This is a genomic window from Rhizobium sp. CG5, from assembly GCF_023701945.1.
GTDB lineage: Bacteria > Pseudomonadota > Alphaproteobacteria > Rhizobiales > Rhizobiaceae > Allorhizobium.
Map to the genome: position 1 here is coordinate 157,820 of NZ_JABAEF010000009.1, position 16,063 is coordinate 173,882.

The 16,063-nt window shown below is 62.1% G+C and carries 13 protein-coding genes; 3 read left to right on the forward strand and 10 right to left on the reverse strand.

All coding sequences use genetic code 11. The annotated features are described in order from the left end of the window. Nucleotides 1-11 precede the first annotated feature (11 nt). The 10 genes from HGO38_RS16450 to chvE form a co-directional block, all read right to left on the reverse strand. On the reverse strand, nucleotides 12-374 hold the full coding sequence (locus HGO38_RS16450; protein ID WP_250956982.1) for a YbaN family protein: 363 nt from the start codon (nucleotides 372-374) through the stop codon (nucleotides 12-14). 138 nt (nucleotides 375-512) lie between these two features. Further along, nucleotides 513-1,166: a 2-dehydro-3-deoxy-6-phosphogalactonate aldolase gene (locus HGO38_RS16455; RefSeq protein WP_250956983.1), complete on the reverse strand. Its 654-nt coding sequence runs from the start codon at nucleotides 1,164-1,166 to the stop codon at nucleotides 513-515. Between the two features lie 14 nt (nucleotides 1,167-1,180). Next, nucleotides 1,181-2,122, reverse strand: a complete 942-nt coding sequence (locus HGO38_RS16460) for a 2-dehydro-3-deoxygalactonokinase (RefSeq protein ID WP_250956984.1) — start codon at nucleotides 2,120-2,122, stop codon at nucleotides 1,181-1,183. A 15-nt stretch (nucleotides 2,123-2,137) separates the two neighbouring features. Further along, nucleotides 2,138-3,652, reverse strand: coding sequence for an aldehyde dehydrogenase (NADP(+)) (locus tag HGO38_RS16465; RefSeq protein WP_250956985.1), 1,515 nt, complete (start codon nucleotides 3,650-3,652; stop codon nucleotides 2,138-2,140). Nucleotides 3,653-3,773: 121 nt separating this feature from the next. Then, nucleotides 3,774-4,709 carry a Gfo/Idh/MocA family protein gene (locus HGO38_RS16470; RefSeq protein WP_250956986.1) on the reverse strand — a complete coding sequence of 312 codons (936 nt, stop codon included), beginning with the start codon at nucleotides 4,707-4,709 and terminating at the stop codon, nucleotides 3,774-3,776. 111 nt (nucleotides 4,710-4,820) lie between these two features. Further along, nucleotides 4,821-6,566, reverse strand: coding sequence for an L-arabinonate dehydratase (gene araD / locus HGO38_RS16475; RefSeq protein ID WP_250956987.1), 1,746 nt, complete (start codon nucleotides 6,564-6,566; stop codon nucleotides 4,821-4,823). Between the two features lie 59 nt (nucleotides 6,567-6,625). Beyond that, nucleotides 6,626-7,591, reverse strand: a complete 966-nt coding sequence (araD1, locus tag HGO38_RS16480; RefSeq protein ID WP_250956988.1) for an AraD1 family protein — start codon at nucleotides 7,589-7,591, stop codon at nucleotides 6,626-6,628. Between the two features lie 12 nt (nucleotides 7,592-7,603). Next, nucleotides 7,604-8,815, reverse strand: a complete 1,212-nt coding sequence (mmsB, locus tag HGO38_RS16485) for a multiple monosaccharide ABC transporter permease (RefSeq protein WP_250956989.1) — start codon at nucleotides 8,813-8,815, stop codon at nucleotides 7,604-7,606. Continuing rightward, complete coding sequence (gene mmsA / locus HGO38_RS16490; protein WP_250956990.1) at nucleotides 8,815-10,350, reverse strand: multiple monosaccharide ABC transporter ATP-binding protein; 1,536 nt, start codon at nucleotides 10,348-10,350, stop codon at nucleotides 8,815-8,817. Before mmsA ends, mmsB begins: the two co-directional genes overlap by 1 nt. Before the next feature lie 117 nt (nucleotides 10,351-10,467). Then, nucleotides 10,468-11,517: a multiple monosaccharide ABC transporter substrate-binding protein gene (gene chvE, locus HGO38_RS16495; protein WP_502941584.1), complete on the reverse strand. Its 1,050-nt coding sequence runs from the start codon at nucleotides 11,515-11,517 to the stop codon at nucleotides 10,468-10,470. A 185-nt stretch (nucleotides 11,518-11,702) separates the two neighbouring features. Here chvE and HGO38_RS16500 point away from each other — a divergent pair, with 185 nt between their 5' ends. The 3 genes from HGO38_RS16500 to HGO38_RS16510 all read left to right on the forward strand — a co-directional run bounded on the left by HGO38_RS16500 (nucleotide 11,703) and on the right by HGO38_RS16510 (nucleotide 15,962). Continuing rightward, on the forward strand, nucleotides 11,703-12,644 hold the full coding sequence (locus tag HGO38_RS16500; RefSeq protein WP_250956992.1) for a LysR family transcriptional regulator: 942 nt from the start codon (nucleotides 11,703-11,705) through the stop codon (nucleotides 12,642-12,644). A gap of 293 nt (nucleotides 12,645-12,937) precedes the next feature. After that, nucleotides 12,938-14,509, forward strand: a complete 1,572-nt coding sequence (locus tag HGO38_RS16505; protein WP_250956993.1) for a Re/Si-specific NAD(P)(+) transhydrogenase subunit alpha — start codon at nucleotides 12,938-12,940, stop codon at nucleotides 14,507-14,509. Between the two features lie 13 nt (nucleotides 14,510-14,522). Beyond that, the gene (locus HGO38_RS16510) at nucleotides 14,523-15,962 is read left to right on the forward strand and encodes an NAD(P)(+) transhydrogenase (Re/Si-specific) subunit beta (protein WP_250956994.1); all 1,440 of its coding nucleotides are present in this window, start codon (nucleotides 14,523-14,525) and stop codon (nucleotides 15,960-15,962) included. The last annotated feature ends 101 nt before the right edge of the window (nucleotides 15,963-16,063 follow it).

The window sequence follows — 16,063 nt, forward strand, 5'->3', positions numbered from 1 at the left end:
CCTTTTTGCGTTCAGGCACTCGGTTCCGGACGCGTCAGCACGAATGCCGCGCAGGCGATGAGGATCAGGCCGATGCCGCCGCGCCAGGTGGCGGAAAGCGGACTTGCGAACCACATGATGGCGAAGCTTACGCTCATCAGCGATACCGAGGCGATCTTGGCGGGGCGTGAGATAGCGCCGCTTTTGCGCCAGTCGGTCAGCGGCTTGCCGTATTTGGGATGATCCAGCAGCCATTTTTCAAAGCGCGGCGAGGAGCGGGCAAAGAGGGCGGCGGCGAGGATCATGAAAGGTGTCGTCGGCAGGACTGGCAGAAAGACGCCGATAATGCCGATCGCCACCATCAACCATCCCAAAGCCAGAAGGACGATCCGCATCTTCACGTTCCTTCCATGGGATGATGGCAAATGCCGCGCTGTCCTGAGCGCGGCATGGGATTGTAGTCAAACAGGTTGGCGGTATCAGGGCAAGGGGCAACAGCCCTGCCGCGGCAGGGCCGATTGACGCTGGAGACTTCAGGCGTTCGATGCCGTGGCAGCTTTGGCGCGGTCGTAAGCGGCGACCAGCGCCTTTGCCTTGGCGCGCACGGAGCTTGCCTGTTCGCCCGGCTTGTAAAGGCTGGTGGCGATGCCGAAGCAGGAAACGCCAACCTTCATATAGTCCTCGAAATTGCTTTCGCCGACGCCGCCCACGGCCCCCAGCGGGAAATTTGCCGGCAGGATGGCCTTGATGGCCGAAATGCCGGCGGCACCCAGTACACTGGCGGGGAAGAACTTGAGCGCCGAGGCGCCTGCCTTGATGGCGGAAAGCGCTTCGGTTGGGGTGAAGGCGCCCGGCATGCTGATCATGCCGTGGCTGACCGCCTGCCGGATCACCGACGGGTCTGTGTTTGGGGTGACGATCAGGTTGGCGCCGATGCCGGCCAGCCGATCGACATCCTCCGGGCTCAGAACGGTTCCGGCGCCGACCAGAATGGACGAGGGGGCGAGCTTGCGGGCCATCTCGATCGAGGTGAAAGGCTCCGGCGAGTTGAGCGGCACTTCGATGGCCTGGAACCCTTCCTCCAGCAGCGCCGACACGACGCTTTCGATATCGGCCGGCGTTATGCCGCGCAGGATGGCGACGAGATTGCGGTCGAGCGTCGGCCAAGCGATGGTCTGGCGGGTCATGGCACTATCCTTTGTCAGTGGGTCGCAAGCAGGGCACGGGCGGCGGCAAACAGGCCGTTTCGCACCAGGGCGCTGCCGTCGAGTGTTTCAGGCTTTGCGCCGGCCAAAGCCAAGGCCTTGGTGTAAAGCGCATTCAGGCTCTCAGAGCCGATCAGGTGAACCGCATCGCCGGGCGTGAAGAAATCGCGCATGGCGGCAATTTCGGCGCCGATCAGGAAGCCCGAAAGACGGGCGGCGGCTTCGTTTTCGACCGGCGTCGACAGCAGGCCGGCAGCACGGATGGAAAACAGATTGGCCGTCAACGAAAATCCTTCGCCCAGCGCCTGCTGGACCGCCTCGGCAAACACCGGATGGTCTGGCGTGCTGCGGTCGGTGGCCGCGATCGACAGGCGCAGGATCGACTGCTTGCTGAGCAGCTCGTAGAGTTCGCCGGTCATCGAGGTACGGAAGCGCAATACGGTGCCGTCGCGCATATCGACCCATTTGGAATGGGTGCCGGGCAGGCAGAACAGGCCGGTCGGATGGCCTGTGGCGGCCGCGCCCGCAAGCTGGGTTTCCTCGCCGCGCATCACGTCGAACGGGCCCGTCACCTTCTGGCAGAGGCCGGGCAGGATATGGACCGGTCGCGAGGCGGATGGCGAGACGGCATGGTTCTGCAGATGGGCAAGCGGTGCCGGGGTCTCGACATAGGCCGCTTCCATCCAGCCGGCGCGCGCACCCGCCATGCCGGCAATTACCACCGGCAGGGAGGCAGGTGCTGACAGGTCAGCGAGATTTTTCTCAAGCACGGCGGCAAAACGATTGTCGGCGGCGCAGGCCGACATGCCGTCGGGCGACTGGCATTCGCCGAGCACTTGGCCGTCACGGTCGACCAGCCAGAGCCGGAAATTGCTGGTTCCCCAGTCTGCGAGCGCAACATAAGCTGTGCCCGCTGCGGTTTCGGCCGGATCGCTCATCGTGTCGCGGCGTCCTTACTTCAGGTCTTCCGGCAGCAGGGCGGCCGGGATGTTCTGATAGCTGACCGGCCGCAGGAAGCGGCGGATGGCCATGGTGCCAACCGAGGTCGCGCCGAAATTGGTGCTGGCCGGATAGGGACCGCCATGCACCATGGCATCGCAGACTTCAACGCCGGTCGGGAAGCCATTGGCCAGCACACGGCCGGCCTTGCGCTCCAGAACGGGCATCAGGCGACGGCCGAGTTCGGTGTCGCCATCGTCCATCTGCAGGGTGCAGGTCAACTGGCCCTCAAGGCTTTCGGCAACCTTCAGCATCTCGTCCTTGTCGCTGACCGTGACGACGACGCCGAGCGGTCCGAAGACTTCCTCGCCGAGTTCGTGATTGGCCAGCCATTCCTTGCCGGTGGTGGCAAAGAGATAGGGCGTGGCATTGCGCAGGTCGCAGCTGGAGGTCAGCACGGCCTGAACGCCGGCAGTCGCGGCAATCTTGTCGGCACCCTTGCGATAAGCATTGGCAATGCCGTCGGTCAGCATGGTCTGCGGCGCGACGCCGGCAAGACCGTCCTTGGCAGAGGCGACGAAAGCCTCGGCTTCAGCGCCTTCGATCAGCACGGCGATGCCGGGATTGGTGCAGAACTGGCCGGCACCCATGGTGAGCGATCCGGCCCAGCCCTTGGCGATTGTTTCGCCACGGGCGGAAAGCGCTTCCGGCAGCAGGAACATCGGGTTGACCGAACCCAGCTCGCCGAAGAAGGGGATCGGCTCGGGACGGCTGACGCACAGATCGAACAGGGCGCGGCCACCGGCCAGCGAACCGGTGAAACCGACGGCGCGGATCAGCGGATGCTTGACCAGCGAAATGCCGACATCGTGGCTGCCGCCCTGGACGAGCGAGAACACGCCCGGATGGATGCCGAGGCGCTTGATGGCCGCGTCGATGGCCTGGGCGACGATTTCGCCGGTGCCGGGATGGGCTTCATGACCCTTGACGACAACCGGGCAACCGGCAGCCAGCGCCGAGGCGGTGTCACCGCCGGCGGTCGAGAAGGCCAGCGGGAAGTTGGAGGCACCGAACACGGCAACCGGGCCGATCGGGCGCTGCATCAGACGGATGTCGGGGCGCGGCAGCGGCTGGCGATCCGGCAGGGCGGCATCGTAGCGGCGGTCCAGATAGTCGCCCTTCAGGATATGCGAGGCGAACAGGCGCAGCTGGCCCGTGGTGCGGCCGCGCTCGCCATTGAGGCGGGCTTCCGGCAGGCCGGTTTCCTGCGTGCCGATCAGGGTCAGGTCTTCGCCGCGTTTGTCGAGTTCCTCGGCAATGGCTTCCAGCAGGGCAGCGCGTTCGGCACGGGTCGAGTAGCCGAAGGTCGCAAAGGCCTGCTCGGCGGCCTTGACGGCGCGGTCGACGAGGTCGGGCGTGCCGATGGAGAAGGTGTGCGCATCGCCAGTGGCGGGCTTGGAGGTGAAGGTCCCGTTGCCTTCGACCCATTCTCCTGCGATCAGGTGTTTCCCGGTCAAATTCAGCGTCATCCTGCTATCCTTTCAAATCATTTGGTTATCGCAGAGCGACTGGCCTTGTCGGCCGCCACGTCTGCCGAATGCCTTCGTCTGCGATCAAGGTCCCCGGCACCGGCTGACTGCCGGGGCCGTTTTACTCGATGAAGGCTTCGACTTCGTGACGCTCTGCCGTGAGGAAAGCGTCGGCCACAAGCCGCAACGGCTGGAAATCCGCATCGCTGGTCCGGCTGCGGACCAGTTCCGCAAAGCGCGTGTAGATGCGGGCATATTCCCGATCCGGCCCTTCGATGGTCAGCGTCTCGTCTATATAGAGTTCCGCACCGCCCTTTGCGAGCCGCAGGGTGCCCTGATCCGTCGTAACGACGATATCCCAGGTCTGCGGCCCTTCCTGGCGCCAGTCGAATTCAGCGGTGATCGGCGCCCCTGCGGCACTTCTCATCTGCAGGCTGGCGGCAATCGGCTGCTGGCGATTGGCGGGGAAGGACAGCGATGCCTTTTCGACAAGGGTCTGGCCGGGAATGATGGCGGTCAGGATCGACAGCGCGTTGATGCCGGGATCGAAAACGCCGAAGCCACCGGCTTCCCAGATCCAGGCCTGGCCGGGGTGCCAGCGCCGCACGTCTTCTTTCCAGGTGATCTCGATCCCGGCGATTGTCTTGTCGGACAGCCATTCGCGGGCCGGCTCCACGCCGTTGGCAAAGCGCGAATGCCAGGTGGCAAACAGCGAGACGCCGGCTCTGTCGGCGAGTTCAGCCAGAGCCTGCGCTTCGCCGATCGTGGCAGCTGGCGGCTTCTCGAGCAGCACGTCGAGACCGGCGGCGATCGCCTTCTTGGCCATGTCGAAGCGCACTTCCGGCGGCGTGCAGAGCGAGATGGCGCGAATGTCCGGCCGTGCCGTCAAGAACGCGTCATAGCTTTCGAAGTTCTCGGCGCTGTCGATCTTGCCATGGCGGCTGATGGCGGCCTCTATGACGAAATCGCCGCCATTCTCTACCGATGGAATGTGCTGGTCGCGGGCAATCTTGCCGACGCCTGCCAGCGCCAGTGCAATGCGATCCGTTGCGGTCATGATCCCAATCCGTTCTTGGCGTTTGTCAGGGATGTTCGGTTTGCCCGAAACGACAAACGAAAACAAAAGAAGCTTAAGCTGGCCCGGTTCACTTGGAACCAGGCCAATCCTTTAGTGCGAATCCTTGCCGACGTCGCTGCCGCGGCAACCCTTCAGGAAGTCGAAATCGGCGCCGGTATCGGCTCCTTCGACATGATCGTGGAACATGCGGGCGTAGCCGCTGGCCGGGGGCTCGACGGACGGACGCCAGGCTGACAGACGCAGCTGCATTTCCTCGTCGGTGATGTCGAGGTGGATGCGGCGGTTGGCGACATCAAGCTCGATCATATCGCCGTTGCGAACGATCGCCAGCGGACCGCCGACGGCGGCTTCCGGCGAGGTGTGCAGCAGAACCGTGCCATAGGCTGTGCCGGACATGCGCGCATCCGAAATGCGGATCATGTCGGTGATGCCCTTGCGCAGAACCTTCGGCGGCAGGCCCATATTGCCGACTTCGGCCATACCCGGATAGCCGCGCGGACCACAGTTCTTCAGCACCATGACGCAGTTCTCGTCGATGTCGAGCGCCTCGTCGTTGATCTTGGCCTTGTAGTCGTCGATATCCTCGAACACCACGGCGCGGCCGCGATGCTGCATCAGATGGACCGAGGCCGCAGACGGCTTCAGCACGCAGCCCTTCGGCGCCAGATTGCCGCGCAGAACGGCAATGCCGCCCTGCTGGGTCAGGGCTTCGCTGACGGGACGGATGACGTCCTCGTTCCAGTTGCGCACGTCCTTGACCTCGTCCCAGATCGGGCCGCCGGAGACGGTCAGCGCGTCCTTGTGGAGCTTGCCGGCTTCGCCGAGCATCTTCAGGACAACCGGAAGGCCGCCGGCATAGAAGAATTCTTCCATCAGGTATTTGCCGGATGGCATCAGGTTGACGACCGTCGGGATGTCGCGGCCACAGCGGTCCCAGTCGTCGAGGGTCAGGTCGATGCCGACGCGACCGGCCATGGCCAGCAGATGCACGACGGCATTGGTCGAGCCGCCGATCGCGCCATTGGTGCGGATGGCATTCTCGAAGGCTTGCTTGGTCAGAATGTCGGAAGGCTTCAGATCGTCCTTGACCATCTGCACGATGCGGCGGCCGGAGAGCTGCGCCATGACGCGGCGGCGGCTGTCGACGGCCGGGATCGCGGCATTGCCGGAGAGCGCCATGCCGAGCGATTCGATCATCGAGGCCATGGTCGAGGCCGTGCCCATGGTGTTGCAGGTGCCGGTCGAACGCGACATGGAGGCTTCGGCCTCCAGGAACTCTTCCTGGGTCATCTCGCCGGCCTTGACGGCTTCGGAGAACTTCCACAGATGCGTGCCGGAGCCGACCCGTTCGCCACGGAAATAACCGTTGAGCATCGGGCCACCGGTGACCATGATCGACGGGATGTCGGTCGAGGCGGCGCCCATCAGCAGCGATGGCGTGGTCTTGTCGCAGCCGACCAGCAGGACCGCGCCGTCGATCGGCTGGCCGCGCATGGCTTCCTCGACGGCCAGGGCCGCGAGGTTGCGATACATCATCGCCGTCGGGCGGAAGGTGTTTTCCGAGGCCGAGAAGACCGGGACCTCAACCGGGAAACCGCCGGCTTCCCAGACGCCGGCCTTCACCTTTTCGGCCAGGTCGCGCAGATGGCCGTTGCAGGGGGTCAAATCTGACCAGGTGTTCATGATGCCGATCACAGGGCGACCGTCGAAGAGGTCGTGGGGGTAGCCCTGGTTCTTCATCCAGCCGCGGTGATAGATGGTATCGCGCGACGTGCCGCCATACCAATGCTGCGACCGGAGTTTACGGGGCCAGGCTGCTGGCTTGAAAGCGCTCATGGCGTGTCTCGATTCTGTTCAATGCGGTCGTGATGGGCCGCGATACGGCGGCCCGGAGCTCAAAGCATTTCGATGCGAAGATTGTCTTCTTCCGCAATCTTCAACGGGTTCTTCAATGCCAGGCCGAACTGCGGCGAGCTGATCTCGAAGACATCGCCGGCTTGCGTCGTGATGCCGTCGGCGACCGACAGGGTCGCGGTGCCGAACATGTGCACGTGCAGGTCGCCCGGCTGGCGGAACAGGCTGTACTTGAAGTGGTGGTATTCCAGGTTCGCGAGGGTGTGCGACATGTTCGCCTCGCCCGACAGGAAGGGCTTTTCCCACAGGACTTCGCCGCCACGCCAGATGCGCGAGGTGCCGATCACTTCGTCCGGCAGGGCGCCGACCAGCATTTCCGGACCGAAAGAGGCCGGACGCAGCTTGGAATGGGCCAGGAACAGATAGTTGATCTTCTCGGTGACGTGGTCGGAGAATTCGTTGGCCAGCGAGAAGCCAAGGCGGAACGGCGTGCCGTCGGCGCTGATGATATAGTAGCCGGCAATCTCGGGCTCTTCGCCGCCATCGAGCGCAAAGGACGGCGAAACCAGGGGGTCGCCTGGGGCAACCGCCATCGTGCCGGTGCCCTTGTAGAACCATTCCGGCTGAACGCCCTTTTCACCGGGCTTGGGCTTGCCGCCCTCCATGCCCATGCGGAACATCTTCATGCTGTCGCTCATGCCGGCCGTGTCGGCATGCATGCTGTCGCGGGCCGAGGCCGAGCCGGTATGGGTGAGGCCGGTGCCGGTCAGGGCCATGTGGCCGGCGTCTGGATGGCGCACCGGACAATCGAGCGCGCCCTTGTCGGCCAGCGCTACCAGATCGACCGTCTCGCCAAGGCCGCGCCGCTCGACGGCGAGGGCAAGGCTGATGCCGTCGGCAATGGCGGCTGTCGCCAGATCATAGGTGCTCGACACGCCGTTCACCAGCCGCGCGACATCGCCTTCGCGGCTGATGACGCCGCCGGTCTTGAGTTGCGAGAGATACATGTTCGTGCTTCCTCAGACTGCTTTGTTCTTGTTGTAGACGTCGAAGAACACGGCAGCGAGCAGCACCAGTCCCTTGACCAGCTGCTGGTAATCGATGCCGAGTCCCATGATCGACATGCCGTTGTTCATGACACCCATGATGAGCGCGCCGATGACCGCGCCGGTGATCTTGCCCACGCCGCCGGACGCCGAGGCGCCGCCGATGAAGCAGGCCGCGATGACGTCGAGCTCGAAGCCGACGCCGGCTTTCGGCGTTGCCGAGTTCAGGCGGGCGGCGATGATCATGCCGGCAAGGGCTGCCAGCACGCCCATGTTGACGAAGGTGTAGAAGGTCAGCCGCTCGGTGTTGATGCCGGACAGCTTGGCCGCCTTCTCATTGCCGCCCATCGCATAGATACGGCGGCCGATCGTGGAGCGGGTGGTGACGAAAGCATAGAGTGCGATCAGCACGCCCATGATGACGAGAACGTTCGGCAGGCCGCGATAGGTGGCCAGCTGGAAGCCGAGGAAGACGGCAACGATGCTGATGATCGCCATCTGCGCGGCAAAGAACACGAAGGGTTCGTTCTCTGTGCCATGCTGCTCGTTCACCTGACGATTGCGGAAGCCGGAATAGATGGCGGCAGCCACGAGGACCAGGACGACGACAAGGGCAAAATAGTTCTTGATCAGGCTGGTCGCAGGATCCGAGAAGGACAGCAGATCCGGGATGAAACCGGTCGAGAGGATCTGGAATTCCTTCGGAAACGGACCGATCGGACGGTTCTGCAGCACGAGATAGGTCAGGCCGCGGAAAACGAGCATGCCGGCCAGCGTGACGATGAAGGCCGGAATCTTCTGATAGGCGACCCAATAGCCCTGGGCAGCACCCATCATGCCGCCGAGAATAAGGCATAGCGGAATGACCAGGGCAAAGTGCACGCCCCATTTGACCAGCATGATGGCCGAGAGTGCGCCGACGAAGGCAACGATCGATCCGACCGACAGGTCGATGTGACCCGCCACGATGATCAGCAGCATGCCGAGCGCCATGATGACGATGAAGGAGTTCTGCAGCACCAGGTTGGTGATGTTGACAGGCTTGAACAGCACGCCGCCGGTCACGATCTGGAAAAACACCATGATGATAACGAGTGCGACAAGCAGGCCGTATTCGCGAATGTTCTTCCTCAGATAGTCCCCGACGGATGTTTTGGACGTTTCGGATTTGGCTTCGGTGACCATTAATGTTTCTCCCCGGAGCGCATGATGGCGCGCATGATGGATTCTTGGCTTGCTTCTTCCTTTGAAAGCTCAGCGACGATACGTCCTTCGTTCATGACGTAGATGCGGTCGCAGGTTCCCAGAAGTTCGGGCATTTCCGATGAGATCATCAGGATGCCTTTGCCTTCGGCGGCAAGCTGGTTGATGATGGAGTAGATTTCGAACTTCGCCCCGACGTCGATGCCGCGGGTTGGTTCATCGAGGATCAGAACGTCCGGGTTGGTGAACAGCCATTTGGACAGAACGACCTTCTGCTGGTTGCCGCCCGAGAGATTGACCGTTTCCTGATAGATCGAATGCGAACGGATGCGCAGCTTGGCGCGGTAGTCTGTGGCGACCTTGGCTTCCTTGCGGTCGTCAATGATGCCATTGGACGAGACGTCTTTCAGGTTCGACAGGGTTGTATTGTGCATGATGTTATCGATCAGCACGAGACCGAGGTGTTTGCGGTCTTCGGTGACATAGGCAAGGCCAGCGTCGATCGCCTTCGGAATGGTACTGACGTCGACCGGCTTGCCGCGCATCGAGACATCGCCGGTGATCTTGTGGCCCCAGGACTTGCCGAACACGCTCATGGCGGTTTCGGTGCGTCCGGCACCCATCAGTCCGGCAATGCCGACCACTTCGCCGGCCCGGACGTTGAAATTGACGTCATGCAGGAACTGCCGGTCGCGATGGTTCTGGTGGTAGACGTTCCAGTTCTTCACTTCCAGCAGCGTTTCCCCGATATTGGGAACCCGCGGCGGATAGCGGTCTTCCATCTCGCGGCCGACCATGCCCTTGATGATGCGGTCTTCGCCGATATCTTCGCTGTGACAGTCGAGCGTTTCGACGGTGCCGCCGTCGCGCAGGATGGTGATCTTGTCGGCGACTTTCTTGATCTCGTTCAGCTTGTGCGAAATGATGATCGAGGTCATGCCCTGCTTGCGGAATTCGATCAGCAGCTGCAGCAGCGCGTCGGAATCGGTTTCGTTGAGCGAGGCCGTCGGTTCGTCGAGAATGAGAAGGCGGACCTTCTTGGAGAGCGCCTTGGCGATTTCCACCAGCTGCTGCTTGCCGACGCCGATATCGGTAATGCGGGTCGCCGGCGAATCCTTGAGGCCGACCTTGTCCAGCAGCGTCTTGGTGCGCGCGAAGGTCTGCGGCCAGTGGATGACGCCCTTGGTGGCGATTTCATTGCCAAGGAAGATGTTTTCGGCAATCGACAGGAGCGGGACGAGCGCCAGTTCCTGGTGAATGATGATGATGCCGAGGTGTTCGCTGTCGGAGATGGTCGAGAAGCGACGGAGTTCGCCGTCGAAGTGGATCTCGCCGTCATAGGTGCCGGCTGGATAAACGCCGCTCAGCACCTTCATGAGGGTCGATTTGCCGGCGCCGTTTTCACCGACAAGCGCGTGAATTTCGCCTTCGCGGACCTTCAGATTGACATTGTCCAGGGCCTTGACGCCCGGAAACGTCTTGGTGATGCCCCGCATCTCGAGAATGATTTTGTCCATGTGCAAGAATTCCACGCCAGCCTGCTTAACGATCAGGTCAGACCGACAATGCAAGCTCCCTCATCATGATAGAAAGGGGCCCGCGACGGATCGCGGACCCCGGAAAAACTGCAGATCTTAGTTGTTGATCTGGTCTTCGGTGTAGTAACCGGCGCCAACCAAAACTTCCTTGACGTTCGACTTGTCGACGGCAACCGGCTTCAGCAGGAAGGACGGAACGACCTTGACGCCATTGTTATAGGTCTTGGTGTCGTTGATTTCCGGTTCCTTGCCGCCGATGATGGCTTCCACCATTCCGACGGTGACCTTGGCGAGTTCGCGCGTGTCCTTGAACACGGTCGAATTCTGTTCGCCAGCCAGGATCGACTTGACGGACGGCAGTTCGGCGTCCTGGCCGGTGACGATTGGCATCGGCATGTCGCCGGAACCATAGCCTACGCCCTTGAGAGCCGAGATGATGCCGATCGACAGGCCGTCGTAAGGCGACAGAACACCGTCAACCTTGGCGTCGGTGTAGGTCGAGGACAGCAGGTTTTCCATGCGGGCCTGGGCCACGGCACCGTCCCAACGCAGCGTGCCGACCTGGTCCATGCCCATCTGGCCGGACTTGACGACGATCTTGCCGCTATCGATCAGGGGCTGCAGAACCGACATCGCGCCATCATAGAAGAAGAAGGCGTTGTTGTCGTCCGGCGAACCGCCGAAGAGTTCGACATTCTTGGCTTCAGTTGCGGCGTCGAGGTTCAGGCCCTTGACGAGCGAGGTTGCCTGCAGAACGCCGACCTGGAAGTTGTCGAAGGTTGCGTAATAGTCGACATTGCCCGAGTCGCGGATCAGGCGGTCATAAGCGATGACCTTGACGCCGGCATCGGCAGACTTCTGCAGGATGTCGGACAGGGTCGTGCCGTCGATGGCGCCGATGATGAGAACCTTGGCACCCTTGGTGACCATGTTTTCGATCTGGGCCAGCTGGTTCGGGATGTCGTCATCGGCAAACTGCAGGTCCGGGGTGTAGCCGGCTTCCTTGAACAGCTTTTCCATGGTCTCACCGTCAGAAATCCAGCGGGTCGAGGTCTTGGTCGGCATGGAGATGCCAACGGTGCCCTTGTCCTGCGCAAATGCGGCGGTGGACAGAAGCGATGCGCCCAGAGCGATGGACGCGATTATAGCGGTGAACTTTTTCACAGGAACCTCCCAATGTTGCAGGCGACCCCAGCTCCGTCTGCCAGCCGCCCGAAAAAGAACCAGCACGCAGACAGTGCGGCTTGATCCGGTCGCGACTCTTATCGTCCGGGGCATATCGATCAAATGAATTATTTGACATACTGCATACCATCATTGATATGTGACCTATGACCGACACGCTTGCCAGCCGTTTGCAGCCCAAACATTTTAGCTTGATCAAGGCTGTTGCCGAGACCGGCCAGCTCAGTCTCGCGGCCCACGACCTGTCGATTACCCAGCCGGCGGCATCCCGGATGCTGGCCGATGTCGAACGGCTGGTGGGCGCTGCTGTGTTCATCCGAACGCCGAAAGGCATGGAGCCGACGGCGGTTGGAATGGCGCTTGCGAGACGGGCGCATGGGCTTCTCGAAGAGTTCCGCGAGGCGGCCCGCGAGATTGATGCGATCAAGCGCGGGCTGATCGGCTCGGTTAGGGTTGGAGCGGTGACCGGCGGGGCTCTCGGCTATATCGTACCGGCAATCCGGGCCTTGAAGGCCGAAGCCCGGACTGCCGATATTCATGTCGACGTGGGGTCCAGCGGTCAGCTGATTTCCGACCTGCGCTCGGGCCAGCTGGACTTCATTCTGGGGCGAATTCCGGCCGGGATGGATGCACGGCAATTTGATGTTCGCCACGCCCGCATCGAAGAAGTGGACCTGCTTGTGCACCAGAGCCATCCGCTCGCCTTTGCCTCCAAACTTGAGATGAACGATCTGGTGCATTTCTCCTGGGTCATGCAGGGGCCTGGTGCACCGGTGCGCCAGGCCGTGGAAAACGCCTTCATCGAAACGGGTGCGGCAATTCCTTCGGATATCGTTAACACGACGTCACTTCTGGTGATGATCGCCATGCTCGCCACCTCGTATGCCATCGCGCCGATGTCGAACGAGGTGTCGGATCTGCTCTGTCGCCATACGACGGGGTCGGGTCTCTGCCGGCTCGATATCCGCACGCCGATCATCGTTGCGCCCTATCACCTCATCACCCTCAAGGGCAAACGCAGCACGCCGGTTGCCGAGCGGCTCTGCGATCTGGTGCTGCACGAGTTCATGACACGGCGTGGGGAGTGAGTGTTACGGGGCCTGACGGATCCAAAGCGCATTGGATTTTCAGCGCCATTTGCCCATCCCGTCGCCGCGGAAAACCGGGGGGCGGGCCATGGCGCATCGTCGCATTTCGGACGTAATCTGCATTTTTTGCGACAGACGCCGTAAACCTGTTAAATCAGTCCCGTTGGCGGGGAAAAACCGCCATTATGCGGGCGGATTGGGCTGGACAGACGGGGCGCCTTCTGATCGTGTCCGCTTTGAAATGATGACTAAAGTTCACTGAAATGACTGTCTTGGACTAAGGGGAGATTGGCTTGAAAATCGGTTCGCCAAGGGAAATTTTTCAAGGGGAGGCGCGGGTCGCCATGACCCCGGACAGCGCGGTCCAGCTGAAGAAGCTGGGCTATGATTGCGTCATCGAAACGGGAGCCGGCAAAGCGGCCGGCTTTTCCGACGATGCGTATCGTGCATCCGGAGTAGAGGTGGTGGAGACTGCCGCAGCGCTGTTTGCAACGGTTGACGTGATTGCCAAGGTGCGTCCGCCGGAACCGGCGGAAGTCGAGCGGCTTTCGTCCGGCAAGACGCTGATTTCGTTCTTCTATCCGGCCCAGAACAAGGACTTGCTCGAACAGGCCAAGTCGACCGGTGCCAATGTGATCGCCATGGATATGGTGCCACGCATCAGCCGCGCCCAGAAGATGGATGCGCTGTCGTCGATGGCCAATATCGCCGGTTATCGCTCCGTGATCGAGGCCGGCAGCAATTTCGGCCGCTTCTTCACCGGCCAGGTGACGGCTGCCGGCAAGGTGCCGCCCGCCAAGGTTCTGGTCATTGGCGCCGGCGTCGCCGGTCTTGCGGCGATCGGCACGGCCACCTCGCTCGGTGCCATCACCTATGCCTTCGACGTTCGCCCTGAAGTGGCCGAGCAGATCGAGAGCATGGGCGCTGAGTTCGTCTATCTCGATTTCGCCGAGGCCCAGGATGGGGCTGCGACCGGTGGTTATGCCGCGCCGTCCTCGCCGGAGTTCCGCGAAAAGCAGCTCGCCAAGTTCCGCGAACTGGCGCCGGAGATCGACATCGTCATTACCACGGCGCTGATCCCCGGCCGCGATGCGCCGAAGCTGTGGCTGGCCGACATGGTGGCCGCCATGAAGCCGGGCTCGGTGGTGATCGACCTTGCCGCCGAACGCGGCGGCAATTGCGACCTGACCGTGCCGGACCAGAAGATCGTCTCCGACAATGGCGTGACCGTGGTCGGCTATACGGACTTCCCGAGCCGCATGGCCGCGCAGTCCTCGACGCTCTATTCCACCAATATCCGCCATATGATGACCGACCTGACGCCGGCCAAGGATGGCAAGCTCGTCCACAACATGGAAGACGACGTCATCCGTGGGGCGACGGTCACCTATCAGGGCGAGATTACCTTCCCGCCGCCGCCACCGAAGATCAAGGCGATTGCGGCTGCCAAGCCGAAGGAAAAGGCCAAGGAACTCACGCCCGAGGAAAAGCGCGCCAACGAGATTGCCGCCTTCAAGGCCCAGACAAAGAGCCAGGTCGGCCTGCTGGTGGTTGCGACGTTGCTGCTGTTGTTTGTCGGCGCCTATGCACCGGAAAGCTTCATGGGCCATTTCATCGTCTTCGTGCTGGCCTGCTTCATCGGCTTCTCGGTGATCTGGAATGTCAGCCATTCGCTGCACACGCCGCTGATGGCCGTGACCAACGCGATCTCCGGCATCGTCATTCTCGGCGCCCTGCTGCAGGTCGGGTCGAGCAACTGGCTCGTCGTCATCCTCGCCTCACTGTCGGTGTTGATCGCCACGATCAATATCGTCGGCGGCTTCCTCGTCACCCGGCGCATGCTCGCCATGTTCCAGAAGTCTTGAGGGGGATAGATTGATGACGATCGGTATCGTTTCCGCCGCCTATATCGCTGCGGCTGTTCTTTTCATTCTGTCGCTCGGCGGCCTGTCCGGCCAGGAGAGCGCCAAGCGCGCCGTGTGGTACGGCATAACCGGCATGGGCCTGGCCGTGATCGCCACGGTGTTCGGCCCCGGTGTCGGCAACTGGTTCATCATTCTGCTGATGATCGCCGGTGGCTCGGTCATGGGCTATTACGTGGCAAGCCGCGTCCAGATGACCGAGATGCCGCAGCTTGTTGCGGCACTCCACTCCTTCGTTGGCCTCGCCGCCGTGTTCATCGGCTACAATGCCGAGCTTGAACTCGGAACCGTTCTGGCCCTCAAAGCCGCCGGCGGTGATCTGACGACACTGGCCGGCTTTGCCGAAAAGCTTGCCCATAAGGATGCGGTGGAAATCGCCATCCTCAAGGTCGAGGTCTTCCTCGGCGTGTTCATCGGTGCCGTCACCTTCACCGGCTCGGTCATCGCGTTCGGCAAGCTGGCCGGCAAGGTGGACGGCAAGGCGAAGAAACTGCCCGGCGGGCATGTCCTCAATGCCGGCGCGGCGATCGCGTCGCTTGTCCTGCTAATCCTGTTCTTCAACGGCGCCGGCATCTGGACCCTGGTGCTGATGACCTTGCTGGCCTTCTTCATCGGCTATCACCTGATCATGGGCATCGGCGGCGCCGACATGCCGGTGGTGGTCTCCATGCTGAACAGCTATTCCGGCTGGGCGGCGGCGGCCATCGGCTTCTCGCTCGGCAACGATCTCTTGATCGTCACCGGCGCGCTGGTCGGCTCGTCGGGTGCGATCCTCTCCTACATCATGTGCAAGGCGATGAACCGCTCCTTCGTATCGGTCATCCTCGGTGGTTTCGGCACGGTGAGCGGACCGGCCATGGAGATCGAGGGCGAACAGATCGCCATCGATGCGGAAGGGGTTGCCTCGGCCCTCAACGAAGCCGACAGCGTCATCATCGTTCCGGGCTACGGCATGGCTGTCGCCCAGGCACAGCAGGCGGTCTCGGAACTGACCCGCAAGCTGCGCGCCAGCGGCAAGGAGGTGCGTTTTGCCATCCATCCGGTGGCCGGCCGCCTGCCGGGCCACATGAACGTGCTGCTGGCGGAAGCCAAGGTGCCTTATGACATCGTCATGGAAATGGACGAGATCAATGACGACTTCCCGAATACGGACGTGGTCATCGTCATCGGCTCCAACGACATCGTCAACCCGGCGGCCGAAGAAGACCCGAACTCGCCGATCGCCGGCATGCCCGTGCTGCAGGTGTGGAAGGCCAAGCAGGTCTTCGTCTCCAAGCGCGGCCAGGGCACCGGCTATTCCGGCATCGAAAATCCGCTGTTCTACAAGGAGAACACGCGCATGTTCTACGGCGACGCCAAGAAGTCGGTGAGCGATCTGCTGCCGATGATCAAGTAGGGCAGTTTTTTAAGCGAGGATTGATGAAGCCGGGCGGAGACGCCCGGCTTTTTCGTGGGCGCTATCGAAAGAGTGTCGCGATGCAGCTGTGACCGATCGCC

Bases quoted from the DNA above. Each gene is read 5' to 3' on its own strand.
- HGO38_RS16465 (WP_250956985.1), bottom strand. From the start codon at position 3,652: ATGACGCTGAATTTGACCGGGAAACACCTGATCGCAGGAGAATGGGTC.
- HGO38_RS16470 (WP_250956986.1), bottom strand. From the start codon at position 4,709: ATGACCGCAACGGATCGCATTGCACTGGCGCTGGCAGGCGTCGGCAAG.
- mmsA (WP_250956990.1), bottom strand. From the start codon at position 10,350: ATGGACAAAATCATTCTCGAGATGCGGGGCATCACCAAGACGTTTCCG.
- mmsB (WP_250956989.1), bottom strand. From the start codon at position 8,815: ATGGTCACCGAAGCCAAATCCGAAACGTCCAAAACATCCGTCGGGGAC.
- HGO38_RS16450 (WP_250956982.1), bottom strand. From the start codon at position 374: ATGCGGATCGTCCTTCTGGCTTTGGGATGGTTGATGGTGGCGATCGGC.
- HGO38_RS16460 (WP_250956984.1), bottom strand. From the start codon at position 2,122: ATGAGCGATCCGGCCGAAACCGCAGCGGGCACAGCTTATGTTGCGCTC.
- HGO38_RS16455 (WP_250956983.1), bottom strand. From the start codon at position 1,166: ATGACCCGCCAGACCATCGCTTGGCCGACGCTCGACCGCAATCTCGTC.
- araD1 (WP_250956988.1), bottom strand. From the start codon at position 7,591: ATGTATCTCTCGCAACTCAAGACCGGCGGCGTCATCAGCCGCGAAGGC.
- araD (WP_250956987.1), bottom strand. From the start codon at position 6,566: ATGAGCGCTTTCAAGCCAGCAGCCTGGCCCCGTAAACTCCGGTCGCAG.
- HGO38_RS16500 (WP_250956992.1), top strand. From the start codon at position 11,703: ATGACCGACACGCTTGCCAGCCGTTTGCAGCCCAAACATTTTAGCTTG.
- HGO38_RS16510 (WP_250956994.1), top strand. From the start codon at position 14,523: ATGACGATCGGTATCGTTTCCGCCGCCTATATCGCTGCGGCTGTTCTT.